At 69.9% G+C, this 26482-nt stretch carries 23 protein-coding genes; 13 read left to right on the top strand and 10 right to left on the bottom strand.

Going from position 1 to position 26482, the window contains the following annotated elements; all coding sequences use genetic code 11:
- Positions 1-31: 31 nt before the first annotated feature.
- Together J2Z30_RS18925 and J2Z30_RS18920 are read right to left on the bottom strand one after the other, a co-directional pair.
- The gene (locus tag J2Z30_RS18925; protein WP_044568298.1) at positions 32-1627 is read right to left on the bottom strand and encodes a monocarboxylic acid transporter; all 1596 of its coding nucleotides are present in this window, start codon (positions 1625-1627) and stop codon (positions 32-34) included.
- Positions 1624-2019 carry a DUF485 domain-containing protein gene (locus J2Z30_RS18920; RefSeq protein WP_044568297.1) on the bottom strand — a complete coding sequence of 132 codons (396 nt, stop codon included), beginning with the start codon at positions 2017-2019 and terminating at the stop codon, positions 1624-1626. Before J2Z30_RS18920 ends, J2Z30_RS18925 begins: the two co-directional genes overlap by 4 nt.
- A gap of 538 nt (positions 2020-2557) precedes the next feature.
- On the opposite strand from J2Z30_RS18920, the gene J2Z30_RS18915 reads away from it, so the two are divergent.
- The 10 genes from J2Z30_RS18915 to J2Z30_RS18870 all read left to right on the top strand — a co-directional run bounded on the left by J2Z30_RS18915 (position 2558) and on the right by J2Z30_RS18870 (position 13994).
- On the top strand, positions 2558-3946 hold the full coding sequence (locus J2Z30_RS18915) for an L-lactate MFS transporter (protein WP_044568296.1): 1389 nt from the start codon (positions 2558-2560) through the stop codon (positions 3944-3946).
- 4 nt (positions 3947-3950) lie between these two features.
- Positions 3951-4094 (top strand): MFS transporter small subunit, encoded by a 144-nt coding sequence (locus tag J2Z30_RS18910; protein WP_209468745.1) that lies wholly within the window; start codon positions 3951-3953, stop codon positions 4092-4094.
- 144 nt (positions 4095-4238) lie between these two features.
- Entirely contained in the window at positions 4239-7118 is a 2880-nt protein-coding gene (locus tag J2Z30_RS18905; RefSeq protein ID WP_044568295.1) for a nitrate- and nitrite sensing domain-containing protein, read from the top strand.
- Positions 7119-7148: 30 nt separating this feature from the next.
- Complete coding sequence (locus J2Z30_RS18900; protein WP_044568294.1) at positions 7149-7598, top strand: roadblock/LC7 domain-containing protein; 450 nt, start codon at positions 7149-7151, stop codon at positions 7596-7598.
- Between the two features lie 16 nt (positions 7599-7614).
- Positions 7615-8229 carry a DUF742 domain-containing protein gene (locus J2Z30_RS18895; protein WP_245388144.1) on the top strand — a complete coding sequence of 205 codons (615 nt, stop codon included), beginning with the start codon at positions 7615-7617 and terminating at the stop codon, positions 8227-8229.
- 316 nt (positions 8230-8545) lie between these two features.
- On the top strand, positions 8546-9889 hold the full coding sequence (locus J2Z30_RS18890) for an ABC transporter substrate-binding protein (RefSeq protein ID WP_044568293.1): 1344 nt from the start codon (positions 8546-8548) through the stop codon (positions 9887-9889).
- Positions 9890-9899: 10 nt separating this feature from the next.
- The gene (locus J2Z30_RS18885; protein ID WP_044568292.1) at positions 9900-10850 is read left to right on the top strand and encodes a carbohydrate ABC transporter permease; all 951 of its coding nucleotides are present in this window, start codon (positions 9900-9902) and stop codon (positions 10848-10850) included.
- Complete coding sequence (locus J2Z30_RS18880) at positions 10847-11689, top strand: carbohydrate ABC transporter permease (protein ID WP_044568291.1); 843 nt, start codon at positions 10847-10849, stop codon at positions 11687-11689. The genes J2Z30_RS18885 and J2Z30_RS18880 overlap by 4 nt, the downstream gene beginning before the upstream one ends.
- 41 nt (positions 11690-11730) lie before the next feature.
- Positions 11731-12687 carry a carbohydrate kinase family protein gene (locus tag J2Z30_RS18875; protein ID WP_044568290.1) on the top strand — a complete coding sequence of 319 codons (957 nt, stop codon included), beginning with the start codon at positions 11731-11733 and terminating at the stop codon, positions 12685-12687.
- A complete protein-coding gene (locus tag J2Z30_RS18870) occupies positions 12684-13994 on the top strand; it encodes an alpha-glucosidase/alpha-galactosidase (protein WP_044568289.1) in 1311 nt (436 codons plus the stop codon). Before J2Z30_RS18875 ends, J2Z30_RS18870 begins: the two co-directional genes overlap by 4 nt.
- Positions 13995-14022: 28 nt before the next feature.
- Here J2Z30_RS18870 and J2Z30_RS18865 read toward each other — a convergent pair whose 3' ends face one another.
- From J2Z30_RS18865 to J2Z30_RS51700, 6 genes are all read right to left on the bottom strand, one after another.
- Entirely contained in the window at positions 14023-14931 is a 909-nt protein-coding gene (locus J2Z30_RS18865; RefSeq protein WP_308279960.1) for a LysR family transcriptional regulator, read from the bottom strand.
- Between the two features lie 113 nt (positions 14932-15044).
- Positions 15045-16490, bottom strand: a complete 1446-nt coding sequence (locus J2Z30_RS18860) for a glycoside hydrolase family 43 protein (protein ID WP_044568287.1) — start codon at positions 16488-16490, stop codon at positions 15045-15047.
- A gap of 59 nt (positions 16491-16549) precedes the next feature.
- Entirely contained in the window at positions 16550-18400 is a 1851-nt protein-coding gene (locus tag J2Z30_RS18855) for a glycoside hydrolase family 76 protein (protein ID WP_044568286.1), read from the bottom strand.
- Between the two features lie 125 nt (positions 18401-18525).
- Positions 18526-20832: an AbfB domain-containing protein gene (locus J2Z30_RS18850; protein ID WP_078956498.1), complete on the bottom strand. Its 2307-nt coding sequence runs from the start codon at positions 20830-20832 to the stop codon at positions 18526-18528.
- Positions 20833-21072: 240 nt separating this feature from the next.
- The gene (locus tag J2Z30_RS18845) at positions 21073-21405 is read right to left on the bottom strand and encodes a hypothetical protein (RefSeq protein ID WP_245388143.1); all 333 of its coding nucleotides are present in this window, start codon (positions 21403-21405) and stop codon (positions 21073-21075) included.
- Between the two features lie 156 nt (positions 21406-21561).
- On the bottom strand, positions 21562-22002 hold the full coding sequence (locus J2Z30_RS51700) for an ATP-binding protein (RefSeq protein ID WP_044581034.1): 441 nt from the start codon (positions 22000-22002) through the stop codon (positions 21562-21564).
- 265 nt (positions 22003-22267) lie between these two features.
- On the opposite strand from J2Z30_RS51700, the gene J2Z30_RS18835 reads away from it, so the two are divergent.
- From J2Z30_RS18835 to J2Z30_RS18825, 3 genes are all read left to right on the top strand, one after another.
- Positions 22268-23143, top strand: a complete 876-nt coding sequence (locus J2Z30_RS18835) for a Sco1979 family transcriptional regulator (RefSeq protein WP_044568282.1) — start codon at positions 22268-22270, stop codon at positions 23141-23143.
- A gap of 25 nt (positions 23144-23168) precedes the next feature.
- Positions 23169-23381 (top strand): DUF397 domain-containing protein, encoded by a 213-nt coding sequence (locus J2Z30_RS18830; RefSeq protein WP_044581033.1) that lies wholly within the window; start codon positions 23169-23171, stop codon positions 23379-23381.
- A gap of 102 nt (positions 23382-23483) precedes the next feature.
- A complete protein-coding gene (locus tag J2Z30_RS18825; protein WP_044568280.1) occupies positions 23484-24299 on the top strand; it encodes an SAM-dependent methyltransferase in 816 nt (271 codons plus the stop codon).
- A gap of 113 nt (positions 24300-24412) precedes the next feature.
- On the opposite strand, the gene J2Z30_RS18820 is transcribed toward J2Z30_RS18825, so the two are convergent.
- Positions 24413-25750 carry an MFS transporter gene (locus tag J2Z30_RS18820; protein WP_044568278.1) on the bottom strand — a complete coding sequence of 446 codons (1338 nt, stop codon included), beginning with the start codon at positions 25748-25750 and terminating at the stop codon, positions 24413-24415.
- 116 nt (positions 25751-25866) lie between these two features.
- Entirely contained in the window at positions 25867-26337 is a 471-nt protein-coding gene (locus tag J2Z30_RS18815; RefSeq protein ID WP_044568277.1) for an RpiB/LacA/LacB family sugar-phosphate isomerase, read from the bottom strand.
- Positions 26338-26482: the final 145 nt, after the last annotated feature.

The raw sequence follows: 26482 nt of genomic DNA, 5'->3' as shown, positions 1-26482 counted from the left end.
CCCCGAGCGGGACCGCCTGGGGCCCTGTCGCTTAAGCCTTCGAACCGATGCCGGTCAGCGACCGCACCTCCATCTCCGCCTGCTTCTTGGGGTCCGCGGGCTCCTTGCTGAAGACCGTGCCGAGGAAGCCGCAGAGGAAGGAGAGCGGAATGGACACCAGTCCGGGGTTGGTGAGCGGGAACCAGTGGAAGTCCACGCCCTTGATGATCGACGTGGAGCTGCCGGAGATGGCGGGGGAGAAGATGATGAGCACCAGGCCGGACACCAGTCCGCCGTAGATGCTCCACAGCGTCCCGGTCGTGTTGAAGCGCTTCCAGAACAGCGTGTAGAGGATCGTCGGCAGATTGGCGGAGGCGGCGAGCGCCAGGGCCAGCGACACCAGGAAGGCGACGTTCTGGCCGTTGGTCAGGATGCCGCCGAGGATGGCCAGGAAGCCGATCACGAGCGCCGTCAGACGGGCGACCCGGATCTCGGACCGCGGATCGGCCTTTCCGTTCCGGATCACATTGGCGTACACGTCATGGGCGAACGATGCCGAGGCGGCCAGGGTCAGTCCGGCCACCACCGCCAGGATCGTCGCGAAGGCCACCGCGGAGACGATGCCCAGGAGCATCGCACCGCCGATCTCGAAGGCGAGCAGCGGAGCCGCGGAGTTCTCGCCGCCGGGCGCGTTCACGATCTTGTCCGAACCGACCAGCGCGGTGGCGCCGTACCCGACGAGCAGGATCGACAGATAGAAGATGAACATCGACCAGGAGCACCACACCACCGAGCGCCGGGCCTCCTTGGCGTCCGGCACGGTGTAGAAGCGCATCAGCACGTGCGGCAGGCTGGAGATGCCGAGGACCAGCGCCAGGGAGAGTGAGACGAAGTCGAGCTGGTCCATCGCGTTCTTGCCGTACCAGCCGCCGGGGTTGAGCAGTTCGCCGCCCAGCGGGCTGTTCTGCGACGCCTGGTCGAGGATCGCCGAGAGGCTGAACCCGAACTTGCCGAGCAGGAACACGCTCATGAAGGTCACGCAGATCAGCAGCAGGCCCGCCTTGATGATCTGCACCCAGGTGGTGCCCTTCATGCCGCCCACCAGGACGTAGAAGACCATGACGAGGCCGACGCCGGTGATGATGAGGGCCTGCCCGCCCTTGCTGTGCACATTGAGCAGCAGGGCGATCAGACCACCCGCGCCGGCCATCTGGGCGAGCATGTAGAAGAACGTGATCACCAGGGTGGCGTTGGCCGCCGCCGCGCGCACCGGGCGCTGCTTCATGCGGTAGGCCATCACATCGCCGACCGTGAACCGCCCGGTGTTGCGCAGCCGTTCGCCGACGAGCAGCAGGGCGACCAGCCATGCCACGAGCCACCCCACGGAGTAGAGGAAGCCGTCGTAGCCGTGGACGGCGATCGCCCCCGAGATGCCGAGGAAGGAGGCCGCGGAGAGGAAGTCGCCGGAGAGGGCGATGCCGTTCTGGACGCCGCTGAAGGCGCTGCCCGCGGCGTAGTAGTCGGAGGTGGTCGAATTCCTGTTGGTGGCCTTGTAGACGACGAGCAGCGTGATGACGACGAAAGCGAAGAAGACGCTCAGGTTGATTATCGGGCTGCCGGTCGCGCGGGCTGCGATCTGCACTGTCATTCCTTGCCGACTCCCGCCAGCTCGTGGATCGTGTCCACCTGGGGATCAAGTTTCTTGCGCGCGAAGCGCCGGTATGTCAGGACGATCGCCATGGTCGTCACGAACTGCAGCAGACCGAAAACGGTGCCGGTGTTGACCGCGCCGAACAGCTTGCGGCTCATGAAGTCGTGGTCGTAGGCCGAGAAGAGAACGAAGGTCATGTACCAGCACAGGAAGAAGGCGCTCATCGGGAAGATGAACCAGAGTAGTCTTTTGCGCAGGAGTTTGAACTCCGGGCTCTGCTGGATCGCCTCGAAGTCGGGCTCCCCGATGTCGTCACCGCGATCGGCGAACCCCGTTCCGGTGGCCCGCTCGGATGGCAAGGAAGCGGGCGATCGCACCGATTTATTCATGGTTTTCTCCGGGGTTTTTCTGACGAAAACGTCGGTTCGGGGGCGCCCGCGCTCGGGCGTCAGGGGAGGGCAACCGGCGGGCCCTTGACGCGGCAAGTGTAGTAAGGCACCGGACGCAGTCAACGTCGCACCTGCTTCTCACCGGCGCAGGTGGGCACGTGTCAGGGTGCGCATCCGGCTTCGGCGCCATCTCGAATATGACGGGAGAGGTCGCTGAACCAATACTTTGTCTCACCTTCCCGTGTTGTCCTTTTTGACTTGGTGTCAGGTTGCCGATGGATGCTCAGGGTTGCGCCTTGAGGACATTTCGGCACCCGGCGTTGTGTCCCAAGTGTCGCCACTGGTAGAACCTCATCTCGGGTAGAACGTCCCATCGTGCGCGAGCGTGAGTGCGGTGAGCGTGCCGCCTGGGCAGTGCGTCTGCCATTGGCATATGACGGCAGCTCCCGGCTCGCCACTCCCTCCCCCGGGGTGTTTGGATAGGCCAAGGATCGCAGTCTGCGGGGGTGTTCCCGAGAAGCCGGAGGTAGGTTGATCTGTGGGTTTCCTCGACCGCTCTCGCATCGTCGCAGGCGCGGGCTGGAATCGTTGGCTGATTCCTCCGGCGGCGCTTGCGATCCACTTCTCCATCGGCCAGGCGTACGCCTGGAGTGTCTTTAAGATACCCCTGGAGGATTCCCTAGACATCTCGGGAACGGCTAGCGCCCTCCCGTTCCAGATCGGCATTCTGGTGCTGGGGCTCTCCGCCGCGTTCGGGGGAACGCTGGTGGAGAAAAAGGGGCCGCGCTGGGCCATGTTCGTGGCGCTCGTGGCCTTCTCGACCGGCTTCCTGGTCGCCGCGCTCGGCGTCGCCACGCGCAATTACTGGCTGGTCGTCCTCGGCTACGGCGGCATCGGCGGAGTCGGCCTCGGTATCGGGTACATCGCGCCGGTGTCCACCTTGATGAAGTGGTTCCCGGACCGGCCGGGCATGGCCACCGGTACGGCGATCATGGGTTTCGGCGGTGGCGCGCTGATCGCGTCTCCCTGGTCGACGGAGATGCTGAAGGCGTTCGGCAGTGACACCAGTGGCATCGCCAAGACGTTCCTGGTGCACGGCCTGGCCTACGCCGTGTTCATGTCGCTGGGTGTAGTGCTGGTGAGGGTGCCGCCGGAGGGCTGGCGGCCGGCCGGCTGGACGCCCCGCGTCGACGCGGGCAAGCCGCTCGTCACCACCGCGAACGTATCGGCCAGGAACGCGGTGCGGACGCCGCAGTTCTGGCTGCTCTGGGTCGTGCTGTGCATGAACGTTACTGCTGGTATCGGGATCCTGGAGAAGGCCGCCCCGATGATCCAGGACTTCTTCCACGACACGGCGAGTCCGGTGAGCGCGAGCGCCGCCACCGGGTTCGTCGCGCTGCTGTCCCTGGCCAACATGGCCGGTCGCTTCGTGTGGTCCTCGGTCTCCGACGTGGTCGGCCGGAAGAACATCTACCGGCTGTACCTGGGCGCCGGTGCCCTGCTCTACCTCACCATCATGCTCGAGAAGGACAGCAGCACCGCGCTGTTCGTCGCCTCGACGATGGTGATCCTTTCGTTCTACGGCGGCGGATTCGCCACCGTTCCGGCCTACCTCAAGGATCTGTTCGGCACCTACCAGGTCGGCGCGATCCACGGCCGGCTGCTGACCGCGTGGTCGGTCGCCGGAGTGGCCGGACCGCTCATCGTGGATTCCATCGCGGATTCCGCACATGAGGACGGGCGTTCCGGCCCGGCTCTCTACACCTTCTCGTTCTCGCTCATGATGGGTCTGCTCGTCATCGGCTTCATCGCGAACGAGCTGGTACGTCCGGTGAATCCGAAGTTCCATGAGCCGGAGCCGGCGGCCCGGGAGGAGTCGGCACCCCCGGAGGAAACCCCCGATCCCATTCCGGCAGAGAGGCGGTAAACCGGTGACTGACGCAGACGGCCCTTCGCCGAACGCGACCAAGACGGGTTCCCCCGTGGTGATGGTCGTGGCATGGCTGTGGGTGACGGTGCCGTTTCTGTACGGCCTCTATCAACTGGCGGAGAAAAGCAGCAAGTTGTTCGAGTAAAGGCAGGCGCGCGGGCGCATCGCCGAAGCGATGGACCCGCGCGCCTGCCGGGCGTTCGACTTTCCCCATCCCGGGAAATCCCAGGAGAAACGGCATCGTGATACATCCCTGTGGGCAAGCCGGTCCGAGCGCGGAGCGCGTCTCATGACCCCGGGCAGGCATGCGGCCGCGCGCGACCGCTCGCCGTCGTGGTGGGCCGGCGTCATGGAGTGGCGCAACTGGCGGCTGCCGGTGAAGCTGGGCGCCGTTCTGGTGGTGCCCGCTCTGCTCGCCGTGGCCCTGGGCGTCGTGCAGATCCAGCGCGACGTCGAGCGCGCCAACTCGTACGCGGACGTGCAGCGGCTGGTCAAGCTGCGCGGTGGACTGCGGCCGTTGATCGGCGATCTGCAGATGGAGCGCACCCTGTCGGCCGAGCGGCTGGGTGACGGCGGGTCCGCCGATCCGGCCATGCTGCGCCGCCAGACCCAGCGCGTGGACCGCGCTCAGGCCGCCGTCACCCGCACCACGAAGCGGACCACCGGTCTGAAGGGGGTTTCGGCCAACCGCTACCGCGACGCGTCCAGGCTCCTGGACGGACTGCCCGGCCTGCGCGAGCGGGTGACGTCCAAGGATCTGGGCTCATGGACCGCGGTGACCGAGTACAGCAAGATCATCAACAGTCTGCTCGACCTGGACCAGGCGCTGGGCAGCGGGTTCGGTGACGCCCAGCTGTCCGGACCGGCCAGCGCGCTGTACGACCTGGAGATGGTCCAGGAGCAGGTCCACCTCCAGCATGTGATCGTCATGGTGGCGCCCGAGCCCGGCAGGCTGGAGGACCCCAAGCTCATCAGGGCGCTCCAGGAGTCCGACATCCGCCTGCGGGACAAGCTGAGCGACTTCCGCGCCGTGGCCACCGCGGGGGACCAGCGCGCCTACGACCGCACGGTCACCGGTCCGGAGGTCGATCGGCGCACCAAGCTGCTGGACGGCGTGCTGTCCCAGGCGGGTTCGCTGAACGCCGGGCGGAACGGCGCCGACGCCCCGCCGTTCTCCGGCCGCACCTGGCACCGCAGTTCGGAGGCGCACGGAAGTCTCATCAGCACGGTGGAGAAGCGGCTCGCCGACCGGCTCCGAGTGACCTCCGCCAAGCTCCAGGACGAGACCAGCGACCGGGCCGGTGCGGAGTCCGTGCTGCTCTTCGCCGTGCTCCTGCTCGCCTTCGCCATCGGCATCGCCATCGCCCGGCATCTGCTGCGGTCGCTGACCGTGCTGCGCTCCACCGCGCTGGACGTGGCCGAGCGCCGGCTCCCGGAAGCGGTGTCCAGCATCCGCGAGGGCGAGGCGTCCAGCACCGCGATCAGCGCCGTACCGGTCCACACCACCGAGGAGTTCGGACAGCTCGCGAGGGCGTTCGACGCGGTGCACGGTCAGGCCGTGCGCCTGGCCGCCGAACAGGCCGCGCTCCGCGGCGATCTGCGCGACACCCTGGTCAACCTCTCCCGGCGCAGCCAGAGCCTGGTGGACCGGCTGCTGCGCCTGATGGAGCAGCTCGAGTCGCACGAAGAGGACCCGGACCAGCTGGCCAGCCTCTTCAAGCTGGACCACCTGGCGACCCGTATGCGCCGCAACAACGAGAACCTGATGGTCCTGTGCGGCAGCACCCCGGTCCGTCCCTCCGAGCAGCGGGTGCAGCTGGACAGTGTGCTGCGCGCCGCGGTCTCCGAGATCGAGCACTACCGGCGGGTGGTGGTGGAGCCCGTTCCCACCGCCGAGGTGATCGGGTACGCTGCCGGTGACCTGGCGCGAATGATCGCTGAGCTGCTGGACAACGCCACCGCGTTCTCCCCGCCGGAGGCCCAGGTGACCGTCAGCAATACACTACGGCTGGACGGTTCCGCACTGATCGAGGTCCGCGACGAGGGATTTGGGATGAGCGGTGCCGAACTGGCCAAGGCTCATCGGCGCGTGGCGGGGGACGCATCCGTGGAGGTACCTACGTCCCGGCAGATGGGCTTGACCGTCGTCGGTCAGCTGGCCCGCCGCCACGGCGTCACCGTGGAGCTGATCTCGGAGCGGGGCACCGGTGGCGGACTGCGCGCGGGTGTGCTGGTACCGGCCAGGCTGATGCTCGGGGACAAGCCCGCCATCGCGGGCCGGGAGAACTCGCTGCCCATCCGGAGGACTTCCGCCAAGACGTCCGAGCCGGCGCGGCCGCACCGTGAGCTCGGCGGCGCCCCGGCGACACCTCTGCCGCGCCGCGTGCCCGACGGCCCCCGCTCGCTACGCGCCGGTGACGCCCCGGCCGAGTCCGAGCACGCGGGCCGCTCCCTGCCGGCCCGCCCCAGCTCCTCGCGGGCGTTCACGGATCCCCAGCAGACCGGCGGACTGCCGCGTCGGAGCCCCGCCAAACCGGACCACCCCGCCAAGCCGGGCCATCCCGCGCCGGTCGGCGAGGGCACACCGGTCGGCAAGGGCACACCGGTCGGCAAGGGCGCACCGGAGAAGTCCGGCCGCCTGCCCGGCGACGGCGGAACGCCCGCGGACCGCCGTACGGCACAGCCGCCGGGGCAGCCCACGGTGCCACCGCGGCGTTCGCGTCCCACCGCCCCGGACGACGCTTCCTCACCATGGTTCGCGTCGCCCGAGACGGCCCCGGCGGGCTCCCATGGCGAGGAGCCGCCCGATGACCGGAAGTCCGTGGACCTTCCAGCGTCCGACGCCTCCCGGCGGCCCGACCCCGCTCCGCCCGGACCTCCCGACGAGAGCCGGCCGGACCCCGCGGACGAGCCCGGCCAGATCGTCCATGAGCGGCCCGGCGCCGCGGACGCGGGCGGCGTCACCCAGGCCGGGCTGCCCCGGCGGGTGCCGCGCCAGGGCCAGGCGGCGGACCGGGACAAGCCGCGCGCCACCGGAGAGCGGCCCGCGCCGCGCGCCACCGCGGACGACGCCGCCGCACGGCGGAACGCCGGACGCACCCATTCGTTCCTCAGCAATTACCAGTCGGGCATCCGGCGGGCTCAGCCCGACGGACGCGACGAGACATAAGGTCTCAGCGAAGATGGACAGGAAGAACCCATGACCTCACCCCAGCTGCGGGAGGTGAGCCAGTTCGGATGGCTGGTCACCAACTTCACCGAGCGTGTGCCCAATGTGGCGTGCGCCGTGGTGGTCTCGGCCGACGGGCTGTTGCTCACCGCGTCGGACGGGCTGGCGGCCGATCGGGCCGAGCAGGTCGCCACCATTGCCGCCGGGGCCGTCAGCCTGATCCAGGGCGCTGCCCAGTGCCTGGATACCGGTGATGTGCGGTCCTCCGTGATCCAGATGGAGCTCGGGAACATGCTCCTGATGTCGATCAAGGACGGCTCGTGCCTCGTGGTGCTGGCGGCGCCGGACTGCGAGATCGGTCAGGTGGCGTACGAGATGACGGTACTGGTCGATCAGGTCGGCGAGATGCTGACCCCGGAACTCCGCGCCGAGCTGCAGGAATTGAACCTGCGGGCGGTAAAGCGGACAGCAGCCCAATAGGGCGGACGGGGAGATGATGAGCACCGGTGAAGGCCCTTCCGGGCAGGGACCTGGGAGAGAACAGGGGGCGGAGGACGAACAGACCTTCGCCGACGTGCTCAACGCCTTCAGCTTCGGCAAAGGGCGACGCGGGCGGAAGCCACCCCGGTCCGACGGGGCGCCGGAGGGCGCCCGGTCCCGCCGTCGGGGCGGGGACGCCCGGCCCGAGGAGCCCGGGGAACCCTTCTCGCGGGGGTCGTCGGAGCCGGAGCGGTCGGGGGTCTGGGATTCCGAGCACGACGGGAGCCAGGGCCCGGCCTCGCTGGTGCGCGCCTACTCGTGGGCGGGCGGCCGGACCAGGTCCGACCATCACTTCGAGGTCGAGACCCTGGTGACCACCACCGAGCTGGGCCACCGCTCGATGGACACCCTGCAGGCCGACCACCGCCCGGTGATCGCGCTGTGCCAGGAGCCGCGGTCGGTGGCCGAGGTGGCGGCCATGCTCTCGGTGCCGCTGGGGGTGGCCAAGGTCCTGCTCGGCGACATGGCCGAGCACGGCCTGATCACCGTCCACCGGACGGCTTCCGCGGAGGGCGAGGTACCGGACGTCTCCCTGATGGAGCGCGTGCTGGTGGGGCTTCGGCGGATCTAGGGCCTGTCCGGCGGCTTCGCCGCGCGGGAATCGACAGGTCCCCGCGCGGCGATATGCCCGCCTCTGTGTGAAATGCCCACCGAGGAGCGTCCACCCGCTGATTGCTTGTGCGTGTTCAAAGCCGACACTGAGCAGTTTCACGCTCTTGACGTGATTCGTTCTGATCGGTTTACTCCCTGGCACGCCGATGTCGAATCCTCGGCGGCAGAGGTACGCCCAGCCGGTATGCGGCTCCGCCGTGAGTCCGGCCCGAGTCGCCAGGTCGCTGTCCGTGACCGAGGCGGGGCCGTGCCCTCGGATCATGGAGCTCTCAGCGATGAGCCTGAACCGTTCGCGTATCCCTCCCCCTGTGCGCGGCGGTCCGTCCCGGCGTGGGGTGCTGCGTGGCGGCGGGGCGATGGCGCTCACCGGCGCCACGGGCGCCGCCGTGGCGGGATGCGGGACGGGCCTGGGGGTGGATTCCCACGGAATCGTGCACATCGAGGTGTGGCACGGGCAGACCAGCACCGCCCTGCGAGCGGTCAAGCGGCTCGTGGCCGACTTCCACCACCGCCACCCGAAGATACGGATCGACCTGAGCGGTGGCGTGCTCGCGGACGACATGCTGCAGAAGGTGATGGCCGGTCTCGTCGCCGGATCCCCGCCCGATGTCGCCTACATCTTCGGGTCCGACCTGGCCAGCGTCGCCAGAAGCCCCCAACTGGCGGATCTGACGGCGGTCGTGGAATCCGGGCAGGTGCCGTGGAAGCAGTACTGGCCCGCCGCCCGGGAGGGCGTCACGGTCGACGGTGTGGTCCGTGCGGTGCCCGCGGTGCTGGACTCGCTCGCCGTGGTGTGCAACAAGGCCCTCTTCCGCCGGGCGGGTCTTGAGCTGCCGGGCCCCGGCTGGACCTGGCGGGACTTCATCGAGACGGCCAGGAAGCTGACCGACCGCGGCAGGGGCACGTTCGGCACCGGCTGGCCCGCCGCGGGTGACGAGGACACGGTGTGGCGGATGTGGCCCATGATCTGGGATCTGGGCGGCGAGGTCATCGCCGAGGGCAAGCGCGAGATCGGGTTCGCGGGCGAACCCGGGGTCCGGTCCCTCGAGGTGCTCGCGGCACTCGCCAAGGACAGAAGCGTCTACGTCGATCCCAAACCCGGTGGCGAGCAGATGTACCAGGCGTTCGCCGCCGGCCGGCTGGGCATGGTCGCCACCGGGCCCTGGCAACTGCCCGACATCCGCCAGGCGAAGATCGACTATCAGGTCGTCCCGCTGCCGAGCTTCCACGGCAGGTCGGTGACCATCTCCGGCCCGGACACCTGGAGCGTGTTCGACAACGGCTCCGCGCGGCTGAAGGCCGCCCGTACGTTCGTCGGCTGGCTCATGGAGCCCGAGCAGGCGTATCAGTGGGACACCCAGGCGGGCAGTCTGCCGCAGAGCCGCCCGGCCGAGCGCCGTCCGCAGTGGCGGGCGTACGCGGCCGAGGTGCCCGGTCTGCCGGTGTTCACCGAGGTGCTGGAGACCGCCCGGGTACGGCCCGTCGACCGTGCCTACCCCAAGATCTCCATGCCGTTCGGCGAGGCCATCACCGCCGTCCTGCTCGGCAGGAGCACACCGGCGAAGGCGCTGCGGCGGTGCGCCGACGAGGCCAACGCGGCCATCGCCAAGGTGCGTTGAGGAGTTCCCCATGTCCCGTCTGCCCACCCCCATCACCCGTCCGGCACCCCGCACACCGGCCCGTCCCGCACGCCGCAGAGGCCGTCGGGAGGCCGCGACCGCCTGGGCGTTCGTCCTCCCCTCCGTCCTGGTCATCCTGGGCCTGAGCGTCGTCCCCGTCCTGTGGTCCCTGCTGCTGTCGTTCCAGTACAGCGACCTCCTCACCCCGAGCGTCTGGGTGGGCTGGGACAACTACCGCCAACTGGCCGACGATCCGCAGTTCGCCCAGGCCGTGCGCAACACCCTGGAGTACACGGCGCTGTACGTACCGCTGAGCATCGGTCTGGGGCTGGTGCTCGCGCTGGTCCTCAACCGCCGGATCCGGTTCGCCGGTCTGTACCGCACGCTGCTCTTCGTGCCGTTCGTGGTCTCGGCCGCCGCCCAGGGCGTGCTGTTCTCCTTCATCCTCGACCCGGAGTTCGGCGCGGCCAACTCGCTGCTGCACCACCTCGGAGTCTCCCCGCAGGGCTTCCTGTCCGACCCGGGCCAGGCGCTGCTGGTCCTGGTGGGCATCTCGCTGTGGAGCGGCACCGGTTTCTGCGTCGTGATCTATCTGGCGGCCCTCCAGGACGTGCCCCGCGAACTGACCGAGGCCGCCACCCTGGACGGCGCGGAGCGCCGTCATGTGCTGCGCCATGTCACCCTGCCCACCATCGCGCCGGTCAGCGTGTTTCTGCTGCTCTGGCAGACGATCAGCGCGCTGCAGGTCTTCGACCTGGTGTATGTGACGACGAAGGGTGGTCCGCTCGGATCCACCACCGTGATCGTCTACTTCGTCTGGGAGCAGGCGTTCCGCAACTTCACCGCCGGTTACGGGGCCGCGGCGGCCTACGTCCTCGGCGTCGCCCTGCTGGTGGCCGCCGCCGCGCTGCGGCTGGTCCGGCGCCGTGGCGACCGCCGTATCGAGGGAGCCACGTCATGACGGACCCGTCCCCACGGCGGCGGCCGCGGCTGCCGTTCAGCCCGTGGCATCTGCTGCTCGCGCCACTGGCGCTGCTCTTCGCCGTACCGCTGATCTGGCTGGGGCTGAGCTCGGTGATGAGCGACGCGGAGATCAACCGCTTTCCGCCCGCGCTCTGGCCCTCCGGGATCCACCTGGGCGGCTACCGCTTCGTGCTCGGCAACGCGATGTTCCCGCGCTGGTTCGCCAACTCCCTGATCGTCTCGGCCGTCGCGGTCGTGTCCAATCTGCTGCTGGGGACGCTGGGCGGATACGCCTTCGCCCGGATGCGGTTCGGCGGGTCCCGGGTGCTGCTGGTGCTGATGCTGGCCACCATGGCCATCCCGTTCCAGCTGACGATGATCCCGACCTTCCTGGTGATGCGGAAGCTGGGGCTCGTCGACACCCTCGGGGCGCTGATCGTGCCCTCGCTGGTGACGCCGTTCGCGGTGTTCCTGCTGCGGCAGTTCTTCCTCTCCCTGCCCAGGGAGCTGGAGGAGGCCGCCTGGATCGACGGGTGTTCGCGGCTGCGGGTGCTGTTCCAGATCGTCGTACCCCTGTCCCGCCCGGCGCTGAGCACGGTCGCCGTCCTGACCTTCCTCACCACCTGGAACGACCTGTCGTGGCCGCTCATCGCGCTGAACCACGACGCCAACTACACCCTCCAGCTGGGCCTGACCACCTTCCGGGGGCAGCACCACACCCAGTGGTCGGCCGTGATGGCGGGGAATGTCATCACCGTCCTGCCGGTGCTGCTCGCCTTCCTCGCCGCCCAGAAGACCTTCGTCCGGTCGATCACCTCCACCGGTCTCAAGGGCTGACCGGCACCGCCCAGCCCCTCCCTCACCCGTCAGGAACCCGTATGCCACCCACCTTCGACCTGCTCGTCATCGGGGACGCCAACCCGGACGTCATCGTCGGACCGCTCGATCCGCCGCTCGCCTTCGGCCAGCGCGAACAGCTCGTCGACAGCGGCGCGCTCACCCTCGGCGGATCCGCCGCGATCACCGCGTGCGGCGCCGCCCGGCTGGGGCTGCGCGTGGCCTTCGCCGGACGCGTCGGGGACGACGGCGCCGGACACTACATGCGCGACCGGCTCGCGGCGCACGGCGTCGACGTCCAAGGACTGCACCTGGACAGCGCCCTGCCGACACCGCTCACGGTCATCGTGACCCGCGGGGACGACCGGGCCATCCTCACCTCCCCGGGCACACTCGCCGCCACCTCGGGACGCGACATACCCCCACACCTGCTGACCTCGGCCCGCCACCTCCACGCCGCGTCCTTCTTCCTCATGCCGGGGCTCGCCGCCGATCTGCCGGACCTGTTCGACGCCGCCCGCGCGACGGGCGCCACCACCTCGCTGGACACCAACGACGACCCCTCGGGCCGGTGGGACCGCGCCGCGCTGGCGCCCGTCCTCGCCCGGACCGACCTCCTGCTGCCCAACGCCGCCGAGGCACACCGGCTGGCGGGCACCGACGGCACGTCCGTGGCGGACGCCGCCGAACTCCTCGCGCGGCAGGTCCCGCTGGTGGCCGTCAAGAACGGGCCGGACGGTGCGCTGTGCCACGACGGCCGGACCCTGCTCACCACCGCCGGGATCCGTGTCACACCCCAGGACGCCGTCGGCGCGGGCGACAGCTTCGACGCGGGCTTCCTCGCCGGACGGCTGACCGGCCGGCCCATCGCCGAGGCGCTCGACCTCGCCGCCGCCTGCGGTGCGCTGTCCACCCGTGCCGCGGGCGGCACCACCGCCCAGCCCACCTGGGACGAAGCCCTCACCCACCTCACCGCCAACGGAGACATCCCGTCATGATCAACCCCAAGATCGTGCTGATCGGCGCGGGCAGCGTCGTCTTCACCCAGGGCCTGCTGGCGGACCTCTTCGCCTTCCCGGAGCTGAAGTCCGCGCGGATCGCCCTGCACGACATCGACGCCGAACGCCTGGCCACCGCCGAGGCCGCCGCGCGCTACATCGCCGAGCGGCGGGGCGCCACCGCGCACATCACCGCACACGCCGACCGGCGCGAGGCACTCGACGGCGCCGACTTCGTCATCAACCTCGTCCAGATCGGCATGGGGGAGGCCACCCGAGTCGACTTCGAGATCCCCGCGCGCCACGGTGTGCGGCAGACCATCGGCGACACCCTCGGCGTCGGCGGCATCTTCCGCGCACTGCGCACCTTCCCGTTCCTCAAGGCGCTGGGCGAGGACATCGCCGCCGTATGCCCCGGGGCATGGCTGCTCAACTACACCAACCCGATGGCCATGAACGTGCAGTACCTCGTGGCGGCCACCGGGCTGACCCGGGTGGTCGGCCTGTGCCACTCGGTGCACTGGACCATCCATGACCTGTGCAATCTGCTGGAGGTCCCCTTCGCCGAGGTCACCTACCGCGCCGCCGGGGTCAACCACCAGGCGTGGGTGCTCCGGCTGGAGCACGACGGCAGCGACCTCTACCCCCGGCTGGACGCGCTGATCGCCGATGACGAGCAGCTGCGGCGGCGGGTCCGCGTCGACATGTACCGGCGGCTCGGCTACTACCCGACGGAGACCAGCGAGCACTCCTCCGAGTACGTGCCCTGGTATCTGCACCACGACAGCGAGATCGAGCGGCTGCGGCTGCCCGTCGGCGCGTACCTCGGCATCGTGGACGAGAACGTGGCCGAGTACGAACGCACCCGCGACGCGCTCGCGGCCGGAGCCAACATCGACGTCGAGGGGACCATGGAGTACGCCCCGCAGATCATCCACTCCATGGTGACCGGCACCCCCAGGACCGTCTACGGCAATGTGCCCAACCACGGCCTCATCGAGAACCTCCCGGCCCACGGCGTGGTCGAAGTGCCGTGTCTGGTCGACCGGTCCGGTGTGCGGCCGACCCGTGCCGGTGCGCTGCCCCCGCAGCTCGCCGCGCTCAACCGCACCTACCTCAGCATGAACGACCTGGTGGTGCGCGCCGCCCTGGAGGACGAGCCGCGCCATATCCGGCACGCGGCCATGACCGACCCGGCGACCGCCGCCGCCCTGCGGGTCGAGCAGATCTGGGAGCTGTGCGACGAGATGGTGCGCGCACACGGCGAGCGGCTGCAACCGGCGCTGCGCGCGACCCTCGCCATCTGACAATACGAAGAATAGTGTGCCAAGCGGCTCACGATGCCGCGGTGCCGTCGGTCGCCTCACGGAGCACGTCCCGCACCTGGCCGCGCAGCCACGCGTGGGCGGGGTCGCTGTCGTGCCGGTGATGCCAGGTGAGGACCACCTGGGCCGGTGGCAGCTCCAGCGGGAGCCGCCGGGTGACGAGGCCGAGCCTCGCCGAGGCGGGTCGGCAGACCCGCTCGGCGACGACGGCCACGGCGTCCGAACGGGACACCACGTCCACCGCCGCGGCGCTCGTCGGCAGGGACGCGATCACCCACCGCCGCAGCCCGCGTTCGGCGAGGGCGTCGTCGATGGCGTCGTGCAGTCGGCCCCGGCGCGAGACGGTCACGAAGGTCATGCGGATGAGCTTGTCGAGACCGACCCGGCCCTTGGCGAGCGGATGCCCCCGCCGCAGGGCCAGCACCATCCGGTCGGTGCCGACCACCTCGGAGGAGAGCTCCGGGCGGCCCGGCCGGTCCGCGCCGATCTCCAGATCGACCCGGCCCCGGGCGAGGTCGGGCTGGTCGGCGGAGGACTCGGCCAGCAGGCTCAGGTGGATGTTCGGGGCGGTGACGCCGACCCTGGCGATCAGCGGGGCGGCGAGGGCCGCCAGCAGCGCGTCATGCCCCCGCACCGTGAAGTGCCGGTTCAGCCCGGCCAGGTCGAGTCGGCGTACGGGAGTGAGCACGGCGGTGGCCCGCCGGACCAGGTCGCGGGTCTCCTCGCGCAGTTCGAGGGCGCGCGGGGTCGGGACCATGGTGCGTCCGGCGCGCACCAGGATGTCGTCGCCGGTCGCGCGACGGATCCGGGCCAGCGTCCGGCTCATCGCCGGTGGCGAGAGGTTCAGCCGGTCCGCCGCGGCGGTCACGCTGTTCTCCTCCAGCAGGGCGTCGAGCGCCACGAGCAAGTTGAGATCCACCCGCGCCACGGTAGGGCAGGCCCCGGCGGGATCGCGCGGGGCGTTATGCCTCATCCGGCCGCGTGGCGTGTGCGGCCCCCGCCGCCGGGCGGGGGCCGCGGATGTGCCGGGTGTCAGCGGGTGTACACCTCGGCGCGGTCCACGCTCACGAACGAGGCGCCCGACTGGGCGTTGTGCTCGCCGGTCACCCGGACGCGCAGGGTGTGCCGGCCGGAGGCGAGCCGGGGACTGAGGTACTGCAGCGTCTCGCCGGTGCGGATCGCGCCGTAGAAGTCGACGCGTTGCTCGGGGCCGCCGTCGATGCTGAGGGCGGCTATGCCGTTGCCGGTGTCGCGGACCGACAGCAGGGCGATCCGGGTGCCGGTGAAGGAGAAGGTGGCGGCGTTGCCCGCCCGGTCGCTCCAGTGGTCGTCGCTCCAGAAGCACTGGGTGGCGCAGCCGGTCCCCGAGTTCCAGGTGCCGGTGTACGACACGCTTCCGTCACCGCTGGACCGGTTGTCGTCGTTGATCCAGTATGTGCCCGCTCCCGGGTCGCCGGACGGCAGGTCCTGGGTGGCGCCCATGGCGAGCGGGCGGCCCAGGTTCGGGCTGCCGTCGGCGTTCCAGGTGATCTTCTGCGCGCGGGTGGTGCGGTTGGAGTAGGTGTTCACCGATGTGCTCTTGGCGTGGTAGACGATCCAGTCCTCCTTCCCGTCGGGCGAGCGGAAGAACGCGTGGTGGCCGGGCCCGTAGACGCCGTGGTCGTCGGCGCGGGAGAACACCGCACCGGAGTGCTGGGTCCAGTTGCCGGGCACGAGCGGGTCGGCGGCGGACGGCAGGGACATCATCCAGACCTGGTAGTCCGGCTTGCCCGTGTCGCAGGTGGAGTACGTCATCCAGGTGCGGCCGTTGCGGTAGAGGAACTCGGGGCCCTCGCGAACCTCCTGGCAGCCGCCGGCCGCGTTGATGGCGACCGCGTTGCCCGAGACGGTGTACGGGTTGGACATCGGAGCGATGTTGAGGCCGTTGTGCTGGTACTGGTTGATACCGGAGTAGGCGAGGTAGAGGCGCCCGTTGTGCTCGAGGATGCCGGGGTCGATGGCGAAGTCGGCGGTGTGGTTGGGCGGCGTCAGCCGGGACTTGAAGTGGTAGGGACCGGCCGGGTCGTCGCGGTCGGACTCCAGCACATAGAGCCGGTGGTGGTCGTCGACCCCGTCGTCGGCGGTGTAGTAGAGGTACCAGCGGTTGCCGAAGCGGTAGAACTCCGGTGCCCAGATGTGCTGGTTGCGGGAGCCGTCGGTGTCCGTCCACACGGTGACGGGGTCGGCGTCGAGCAGGGTGCCCAGGGAGTTGGAGCGCCACATCCGGATGCTGTCGCCCTGCGTGGTGGTCAGGTAGTAGGTGCCGTTCCAGGTGGTCACGAAGGGGTCGGGGCCGGTGTTGAGGGGGTTGCGGAAGGTGCCCGCGGCGGCGGTGTGCGGGGCCGCCGTGGCGGCGGGCGGGGCGGAGATCAGGCCCCACAGGATGGCGAGCAGGGCGGTGAGCAGTGCCGCGTGGCGGCGGGCGGTGCGATGGCTCATGGGCGCTTCCTTGCGTCGAGGCGAGTACGGCTCGTGAGGGTTGGTTTGTGGGGAAGGGGTCACAGGCCGTCCGCGGCCGTCAGCGCGCCAAGGGCACTGGCCTGGGTGCGCCAGTCCACCTGGTTGGGGGCGGTGCCCGCCCAGCGCTGGCCGAGCCGGTTGAGGGGGTCGCGGTCGGTGGCCCAGATCGAGTCGGCCTGCTTCTTGACGTACGCCCGGTAGGTGGCGGATCCGGTGGCGTCAGCGAGGTCGGCGAAGTGGCGCATGAAGACGCCCTTGAACTGCTTCTGGTTGTCGTCGCACGCGTTGCCACCGGTGTCGCAGGACTCGGTCAGCACGCCGTCGCGGGTCAGCGCCGCCGAGGTGGTCGCGGCATCGGCCAGGCGCCGGGCGGTGTCCAGGTACCGCTCGTCGCCGGTGGACCGCCACAGTTGGGTGAAGGCGCCGATGGCGAGGCCCTGGTTGTAACTCCACACGGTCTGGGCGTTGTTGCGGCAGCCTGCGGTCAGCCCGTCGTTGACCAGGCCCGCGCTGTTGATCAGGCCGCTGTCGAGATACCAGGTCGCCGCCGTGGCCGCCCGGCCGCCCCACACGGAGTCGCCGGAGATCCGCTGGTGCAGTGATGTGGTCAGCCACAGGTACAGCCCGTTGGTCACGGCGTTCTTGTAGGTGCGCTCCCGGTCCCACCACACACCGCCGCCGCAGCTGCCGGTGTCCCAGTACTGGTGGACGTAGGTGGCAATGGTGACCGCCTCGTCCAGGTAGCGCCGTTCATGGGTGTGGTCGTACGCGGCCAGCCAGGCCACGCCCCACCAGGCGGCGTCGTCGATGGCGCGGCTGATGAAGTGGCCCTCCACCGCGTCGGAGCTGCGCTCGCCCGGGGCGAAGGTGCCGCGGTTCTGCTCGAAGGTGCGGGCGATGACCCAGTCGTAGTCGTGCCGCCCGGTGCGCTGGGCGAAGTCGATGAGCGAGGTGACCGCGACGGCCGAGTTCCACCAACTGCTGCGCCACCAGCCCTCGTAGGTGTGGTACGACGCCATCAGCGCGTCCGCCGCGGCGCGCGCCCGGCTCGGCGCGGGCCTGACCCAGGCCGTGCAACTGCCCTCTTGGTGGGCGGCCGCACGGCCGCACGCCCGGACCGCCCCGCCGAACATCAGCCCGCGCGGATCCCGGGTGGCGAACATGGCAGTCCGTGTCGAGGTCTTGCCCGACGCCACGCTCGTACGGCCCAGGGAGGAGCCCTCGGGCCAGGTGGCGCCGGTGTCCCAGGAGCGGTCGAGCCAGATCTCGTCGCCCGCGCCACCGCTTTCGATGACGCCCCACGCCATCGAATTCTTCTGGTCGACATGGAGGCTGATGGTCCGCCCGAACAGAGTGGTGGAGGGCACCGGGCGGTCGTCGCCCGCCGCGGTGGCGGGGTCGGCGCCGTCGCAGAACGTGCCGTCGCACACCTTGGGGTGGACCCAGTCGGTGCAGGTGACACCGGCGGCGTCACCGCAGGCACGGAGCCAGCCGCGCCGGTGGCCCACCGGGTCGGTGAGGTTGTACATCAGGGTGCGGGTGCCGGTCCAGGTGCCGGGGATGCTCGCCTTGCCGAGCAGTCCCTCCCAGGTGGCGCCCCGGTCCCAGGACCGGTCCAGCCAGACCGCGTCGCCCGCCACACCGTTGTCGATACTGGCCCAGGCCATGGAGTCGGGGTCGGAGACGTGCAACTTCAGGGTCCGGCCATTGAGGTTCACATTCGGTACGGGGAAGGTGTCGCGCTGCGCCTTCGAGGGGTCCAGGGTGTCGCACGCCAGTGCGCAGACCGGGGTGGCGGCACGGGACGGCGTGGGGAGGGCGACCAGCCCGGCCAGGGCGATGGCCAGGGTCAGGAGTCCGTGGAGGACACGGTGGAGCCGCGCTGACATGACGTACCCGCCTTTCCATGGGGGGCCGTGCGCTGAAGCGTGGGGGAGGAGAGAAGTGGCGGCCGCCCGCGCGAGGGCGGCCGCCGAGGGCGCGGGCCCGTCGATCTGGGCCCGCGGCGGTCGTGCTAGGGAGCCCAGGGCGACTCGATCGCCCAGGTGGTGTCCTCGGTGAAACTGGCCGGGCTGTCCCAGGCGTGGGTACCGCCGGACTGGGCCAGCCACAGCTCGGCGTTGATGTGCCGCAGATACTGCCCGGGGAAGTTGGCGGCCGACATCCGGATGCCACCGCTGCCCTGGGTCGGGCACCAGGTGGCGTCCTCCTTGTACCCGGTGGAGCCGTCACCCGCCTCGCGCCGGACGCGGAAGTCGCGGTGGCGCAGATACTCACCGGGGTAGTTGCGGGACTCGAAGGAGTAGCAGAGCTTGTTGGCGAGACCCTGCCTGACCGTCCAGGTGGCGTCCCGCTTCAGCAGATCGGCGCTGGCCTGGTTCACCACCTCGGTGAAGCCCAGCCCGTCGTAGTGGCGGATGTAGCGGTCGGTGTAGCCGGGGGTGGTGACCCGGATCGACACGTTCTGCCCGACGGGCAGTTTCACCGTGGCGCCGGTCGACCGGGAGGCCGTGATGAGGGCCTGGTTGGCGGCCCGGACCCGGGCCTGGTCGACCTTGACCACCTGGCGGTCGTAGGACATCAGCCCGTTGGCCTCGTTCTCCACGTCCGTGATCTGGGTGTAGACGGAGGCCGACAGACCGCCGGCGGGCATACCGCTCTCCCGGATCCCGTCGAGCAGGCCGACGAGCCGGTTGTTGAGCGCGGAGACGCTCGGCTGGTCCTCGTAGCTGAACCCGCCACCCGGATACCACTCATGGCCGGGCACCCGGTAGCCCAGGCCCCCGTACTCCCCGAGCACCGAGGCGCGCACCGACTCCGCCGGGGTGTTGCCGGGCCCGACGTAGTTGTGGTTGTCGATGACGTCGCCGTTGCCGCCGTCCTTGGCGGCGCAGCAGTTGACGCCGCTCATGTTGTCGACCAGGCGCGAGGGGTCGTACGCCTTGACCATGTCGGCGATGCGGGCCTGGTCGTACTGGCCCCAGCCCTCGTTCTGGTCCACCCACTGGATGAGCGCGGGCGAGCTGCGGTGCTGGTCGATGATGGTGCGGTACTCGCTCTCCCACTGGGTGCGGGCCGCGGTGTCCGGGGTCTTGCCGCTGTCCATCGAGGGCATGTCCTGCCACACCAGCAGCCCGAGCCGGTCCGCCCAGTAGAACCACCGCTGCGGCTCGACCTTGATGTGCTTGCGGACCATGTTGAAGCCCAGGTCCTTGTGTTTCTGCAGGTCGTACTTGAGGGCCTCGTCGGTGGGCGCGGTGTAGATGCCGTCCGGCCAGTAGCCCTGGTCCAGGGTGCCGGTCTGGAAGACGAACTTGCCGTTGAGCACCGGCCGCCGGACCCCGCCCACGTCCTTCACCGCGATCGACCGCATGCCGGTGTAGCCGCCGACCTTGTCGGCTCCGGTGGCGCCGGTGAGCTCGGCCGTGACGTCGTACAGGAACGGGTCCTCCGGCGTCCACAGATGGGCGTTCGGCACCGGCACGGAGAGCTCGGCGCCCACGGTGCCGGTGGCGCTGCCGACCGTCGTACCGCCGCTGGAGACGGTGACCTTGACGCCCGCGCCGTCGGCTCCTCCGGCGCCGCGCACCGTGACCCGCAGGGTGTTGTCCTCCAGGCGCGGGACCATGTCCAGGCGGGTGATGTGCGCGGGGGCGGTGGGCTCCAGCCAGACGGTCTGCCAGATCCCGGACGAGGCGGTGTAGACGATGCTCTTGCCGGGGTGCGGGGTGACGTCCTGGACGCGCTGTTTGCCGATGGCCTGACCGCCGGTCTCCGTGGGGTCGTACACGGAGATGACGATGGTGTTGGTGCCGCCGTTCAGCAGGGGGGTGATGTCGTACGAGAAGGCGTCGTAGCCGCCACGGTGGGCGGCGCCCGCCTGCTTGCCGTTGACCCAGACCGTGGTCTCCCAGTCGGACGCGCCGAAGTTGAGCTGGACGCGGCGGCCGTTCCAGCCGGAGGGGACCGTGAAGCTGCGCTTGTACCAGAGCTTGTCATTCTGGGTGATCTTGCGCTGGACGCCGGAGAGCGCGGACTCGGGCGCGAACGGCACCCGGATCTGCTCACCGAACGTGGCCGGCTGTCCGGCGTCGCGGGAGGTGACCGCGAAGTCCCAGATCCCGTTGAGGGGGGACCAGTCGGGCCGGGTGAGCTGGGGGCGCGGATACTCCGGCAGGGGGTTGTCGACCGGGACCTGGTTCGTCCACGGGGTCGTCATCGGGGAGGGTTTGGGATCCCAGGCCTGGGCGGCGTGGGAGGGGCCGGCACCGGAGACGAGCAGACCGGTGGCGGCCAGCGCGGGGACCACGACGGCGGCCACGCGCCGCCGCCAGGTCCGTCTTGGACGGAGGAGGGAGGGGAAGCGAAGGAACAAGTGTCTCAGCACGCTGCTGCTCCATGGTCCGGTTGGCGCCGCCGCCCGGAGGACGGCGGAACTCTTCCACAGGGAACACTTGCTGCACGCAATACCAGAGCACTCACTCCAGTATTTGTCCATACCTTGGGACAACGTTGTCGGACGGGCAGGGTCGCGTGCGGAGCAGCAGTGCGCGGGAGGGTTCTAGATCGCCTGGGGTGGCCCGGAGGCGTCCCCCGGTGACCAGCGGGGCTGGATGCCCGCGATATGACAGGTCATGAAGTACAGCGGAATCGGCGGTGTGTACGGCGAGTCGTCCTGGGGGTGATGGATCAGGCGGGGGAGGCGGGAACGCCCGGAGTACTCGCCGCTCAGGTCGGTCATCCGCGCCCCGACCGCGTAGCTGGTGAACAGCGGCCAGGCGACGTCGATGTTCGACCCCGACGGCACGATCCACCACCACCGCTGGTCGTCGGCGAAGACACAGCCGATGCGGGGCAGACACTTCATGACCCGCCTGCCGATGTCCGTGGGCATCCCGACCGCGTCGTATCCCAGTCTGGCGGGAAGTCCGTCGGGGAGCCGCAGGCGTCCGCGGTGGCCTCGCCAGAGGCTCGCCGCACCGAGTGATGGGGCCTCAGGCATCTCACGTGCCTCAGGTGCCTCGGGGGCAACAAACTGTCGGTCCATGAGTCAGTGACACTCTTCCGTGCGCGACGGCAGCTCGGCCCATACGATCCGCCCCGGCCCGTGCGGGGCGTCCCGGACGCCCCAGGCGCTGCTCACCGCGCCGACCAGCAGAAGCCCTCGTCCGCAGTGCTCATCTGGGTCGGGGGTGCGTGGCGCGGGGAGGGTGCGGGCCCGGATCTCGTCCTCGACCTCGAGGCGCAGATGTCCCGCGCCGAGGCTCAGCCTGCACTCCAGGTGATCGCTGACCGTATGCGTGATCACGTTGGTGACCAGCTCGGAGACCACGAGGAGCGCGTCGTCGCACACTTGGGCGCTCACGCCCCAGGCACACAGCCGCTCGCGCACGGCCGCGCGGATCGTGCGCACCGCGGAGGCGGTGGCCGGAAGCCGTAAAGCACATCCCGGGTGGGTGTCCTGCTCCCGGGACGTCCGAAGGGGAGTCAGGGGAAGGGCGAGGGGAGCCACGAGCGGCCGCCTTTCGTCTGCCTGCGCATCATGACCGTGCCGTTCCCGCACTGCGCAGTGCCTACGGACGTACCCACGCAAGCGTTCCCACCGTGATCGGACGGTGTTACCACTGTGACAGGTGCAACGAACGACTTGCAAGCGGTAAATTGAAAATTGCAAGTTGCCATCGAGGGGATGCCGTTCCCGCGGCCGGTGACCGTGACAGACTGCAGCCGTAGCCCGGTGTGGGGAGGTAAGAGCGTTGGCGGCGGAAACCGCGTGGGGCGGTGCCCCCTCTGTCCTCCGCATGATCCTGGGCAGGCAGCTGGAGGAGCTGCGGACGCGCGCCGGCCTGACCTACGACCAGGCGGGTGTGGCGATCGGGGTCAGCCACTCCACGATCCGCAGGATGGAAGCCGCCAAGGTGGCCCGGCTCAGACTCGCGGACGTGGAGAAGCTGCTCCAGACGTACGGCATCACCGACCGGCATGAGCTCGACACCTTCCTGAAGTCGGTCCGCGAGGCCAACAAGCGCGGCTGGTGGCACACCTATCGCGATGTGATGCCGGACTGGTTCGCCGCGTATCTGAACCTGGAGCAGGCGGCGCTTCAGATCCGCGCCTACGAGGCGCAGTTCGTCCACGGGTTGCTGCAGACCGAGGACTACGCCCGTGCGCTGCTCAGCGCCGGAAACCCGCACGCTCCGTCGGAGGCCACCGAGCGCAGGGTCGCCCTGCGCATGCAGCGCCAGGAACTGCTGTCCCGGGAATCCCCTCCCCGACTGTGGGTCGTGATGGACGAGACGGTGCTGAGGTGGCCGGTCGGGGGCCCGGCCGTGATGCGCGCCCAGATCGACCATCTGATCGAGGTCAGCGCCCTTCCCCAGGTGACCGTGCAGATCATGCCGTTCGGGAGCGGCCCGCATCCGGCCATGCGGGCCGGTGCGTTCCATGTCTTCCGGTTCAGGGCTCCGGAGCTGCCCGACATCGTCTACCTCAGCGGCCTGGTCGGCGCGGTGTATCTGGACAAGGAGGACGACGTGGTGGTGTATCGCGAGGTCCTGGACCGGATGGGCGCCCAGTCGGTGCCCGCCAGGAAAACCGAGGCCGTCCTCGGCGCAATTCGCAAGGAGCTCTGAAGTGCACCACCACATACGCAGCGGCATGCCCTCCCACGACCTCGGCACCCTGGGCTGGTCCAAGCCGTGGAGCGACGACGCCGGCGGCGCCTGTGTCGAAGCCAAGAAGCTGTACGACGGACGGGTGGCGCTGCGTCAGTCGACCGACCCCGACGGCCCCGCACTGGTTTTCACCACGAACGAGATGACCCGGTTTCTGGCGGGTGTGAAGGCCGGCGACGCCGACTTCCTCTGCTAGCGCCACGGCACCGCATCCTTCCCGGTCGCGCGGGCCCGTCCCGGCCCGCGCGACCGGGGGCCACACCGACAGCGAACTGACGATCCACTGGGAGGGGACGCCTTGAGCGACAACGGATGGTCGGCCGACCGCATCGACACCGAGAGTGCGCATTCGGCACGTATCTACGACTACATCCTCGGGGGTAAGGACTACTACCCGGCCGACAAGGAAGCGGGCATCGCCATGTCCCGCGAGTGGCCCGCCCTGCCGATCCATATGCGGGCCAACCGCGACTTCATGAACCGGGCCGTGCGCTACCTGGCCGAAGAGGCGGGCATCCGGCAGTTCCTCGACATCGGCACCGGCATCCCCACCTCGCCCAACCTCCATGAGATCGCCCAGGCGGTGGCCCCGGACTCCCGGGTCGTCTACGTGGACAACGACCCCATCGTCCTCACGCTCTCCCAGGGCCTGCTCGCCAGCACCCCCGAGGGCAGGACCGCCTATGTCGAGGCGGACATGTGCGAGCCCGCCACCATCCTGGAGGCCGCCGAGCTCCGCGAGACCCTCGATCTGACGCAGCCGGTCGCCCTGACGGTGATCGCCATCGTGCACTTCGTCCTGGACAAGGACGACGCCTACGGAATCGTCAACCGCCTTCTGGAGCCGCTGCCCTCCGGCAGCTATCTGGCGATGTCCATCGGCACCGCCGACTTCGCGCCGGACGAGGTGGCCCGGGTCGCCCGTGAGTACGCGGCCCGCGACATGCCCATGCGGCTGCGCACCGAGGCCGAGGCCGAGCGGTTCTTCGGCGGCCTGGAGCTGGTCGAGCCCGGCCTCACCCAGGTCCACAAGTGGCGCCCGGACGCCACCGTCACCGAGGACATCAAGGACGAGGACATCGCGATGTACGGAGCGGTGGCCCGCAAGCCCTGACGTCGTTGACCGACGTCGTTGCCTGACGTCGTTGACCGGTGGGCCCGGCGCCGTGTCCGGGCCCACCGGCAGACTGCCCCTCGGCTCAGTGCGAGGGATGCGGTTCCCTCGGCTCAGTGCGAGGGGTGCCGTTCGCGATCGGCCGCTCGCTCCGGCTGACCCGCCGGGAGGACCATGCGTTGTGCGGGGCTCCAGGTCTCGCGGGTGGACAGCACCCCGAGGAGTCCCACCAGCGCGACGCACACATAGAGTCCGGCCGGGCCCACCCAGCCGAAGGACTCCGCGAGCAGCACGGCGAGGAACGGCGCGAAACCGGCCACCGAGGCCGCCGTCTGGTAGCCCAGCGAAGCTCCGGACGTACGGGTGGCGGTGTTGAACAGCTCGGCGAACCAGGCGGCTTGGGTGCCCGTCAGCGCCGCGTGGATCACCCCGATGCCGATCAGGAAGATCAGCACGATGAGCACCGGAGCCCCCGAGTTGGCCATCAGGTACATCGGGAAGCCGAAGACCGCGGCCAGCACACACGCCACCAGGTAGACCGTGCGGCGGCCCACGCGGTCCGTGAGCGCGCCGGAGAGCACGGTGGTGGCGGTGGCGAGCAGGCTGGCGGTGACCACACCGGCGAGCGCCACGCCACGGTCGCCGTCGTCGCGGTCGGTGATGTAGGAGAGGAGATAGGTGGCCGTCAGGTAGTAGGCGCAGGACTCCACCACGCGCAGGGCGATGATGCGCAGGATATTGCGCCAGTCGTCGCGCACCACGCTGACCAGCGGGTTGCGGACGGTGGTGCCCTTCGCTCGGGCGGCCTCGAACTCCGGGGACTCGGTGAGCTTCAGCCGGATTACCACTCCGGCCACGATCAGCAGGGCGCTGGCCAGGAAGGGCAGCCGCCAGGCCCAGTCGGAGTCGAGGGTGGAGGAGAGCAGGAAGGCGATGTTGGCGAGCGCGATGCCCAGGGGGTTACCGGCCTGCGGTATCGCCGAGTACAGGCCGCGGCGGGTGCGGGGCGCGTGTTCGTACGTCATCATCACGGCGCTGCCCCACTCGGCGCCGAACGCCAGCCCCTGGACACAGCGGATGACCACCAGCAGTACCGGCGCGGCCACCCCGACCTGCTGATAGGTGGGCAGCATGCCGATCAGGACGGTGGCGATGCCCATCGTCAGCAGGGCGCCGACCAGGACCGGTTTACGCCCGTGGCGGTCTCCGAGGTAGCCGCCGACGGCCCCGCCGATCGGGCGCATCAGGAAGCCGACGCCGAGGGTGACGAAGGCCAGCAGGGTGCCGACCACGGGATCCGAGTTGGGGAAGAACGCATCGCCGAAATACAGGGCGGACGCGGTGCCGTAGGCAACGAAGTCGTAGTTCTCGACGCAGGTGCCGACGGCGGACGCGAGGGCTGTCCTGACGCGTCCTCGTGCGGGCGACGAGGGCGAGGTAGGAGCGCTCATACCGGTCTCCTTCGAGCGGAGGTGTGCCAGGGACGAGGTGCTGGGGAGGAGGTGGGCTGGGGACGAGGCGTGCGGGGACGAGGTGTGCCGGGGACGTCGGATGTGTTCGGTGGAGATCAGATGTGTTCGGCGAGCTCGCGGGCCGAACGCAGCTCCAGATCGCGGAGCTTGGCCACCCGGCGTACGGTGTCGGCGTCGTCGTCGAACGTCGCGCCCAGGAACGACTCCAGGACCTCCGTGGCCATGGCGGGCCCGATGAGCCACGCGCCCATGGCGAGCGCGTTGGCGTCGTCGTGCTCGACGGCCTGGTGGGCGGAGTACACGTCATGCCCGAGACCGCATCGAATGCCCGCGATCTTGTTGGCCGCCATCAGCGCCCCCGCGCCCGTCCCGCACACCAGCACGGCGCGATCGGCTTCTCCGCTGCGTACGGCGTCACAGGTGGCGAAGGTGATGTCGGGGAAGTCGACGGGGGTGTCGGTGTCGGGGCCGAAGTCCGCCACTTCGTGTCCCAGACGTAGCAACACCTGGCGGACGTGTTCTTTGAGGGGCAGCCCCGCGTGGTCGTTGCCGAGTGCGATGCGCATGGTCAGCCTTTCGTCTGTGCGTCGGGCAGGGTGGGTCGCTCCGCGAACGCCACGCCGAGGCGGCGGGTCCGCAGGGTGCGCGGGTCCGCGGAGTGTGCGAGTCATGGACTGCGACCTATGGACTGCGAGTTGTGGACTGCGGGTT

It is taken from the genome of Streptomyces iranensis (assembly GCF_017874715.1).
Taxonomy (GTDB): Bacteria; Actinomycetota; Actinomycetes; order Streptomycetales; family Streptomycetaceae; genus Streptomyces; species Streptomyces iranensis.
Note: the sequence above shows the minus strand (reverse complement) of the source record. Positions and strands in the feature narration are given on the sequence as shown.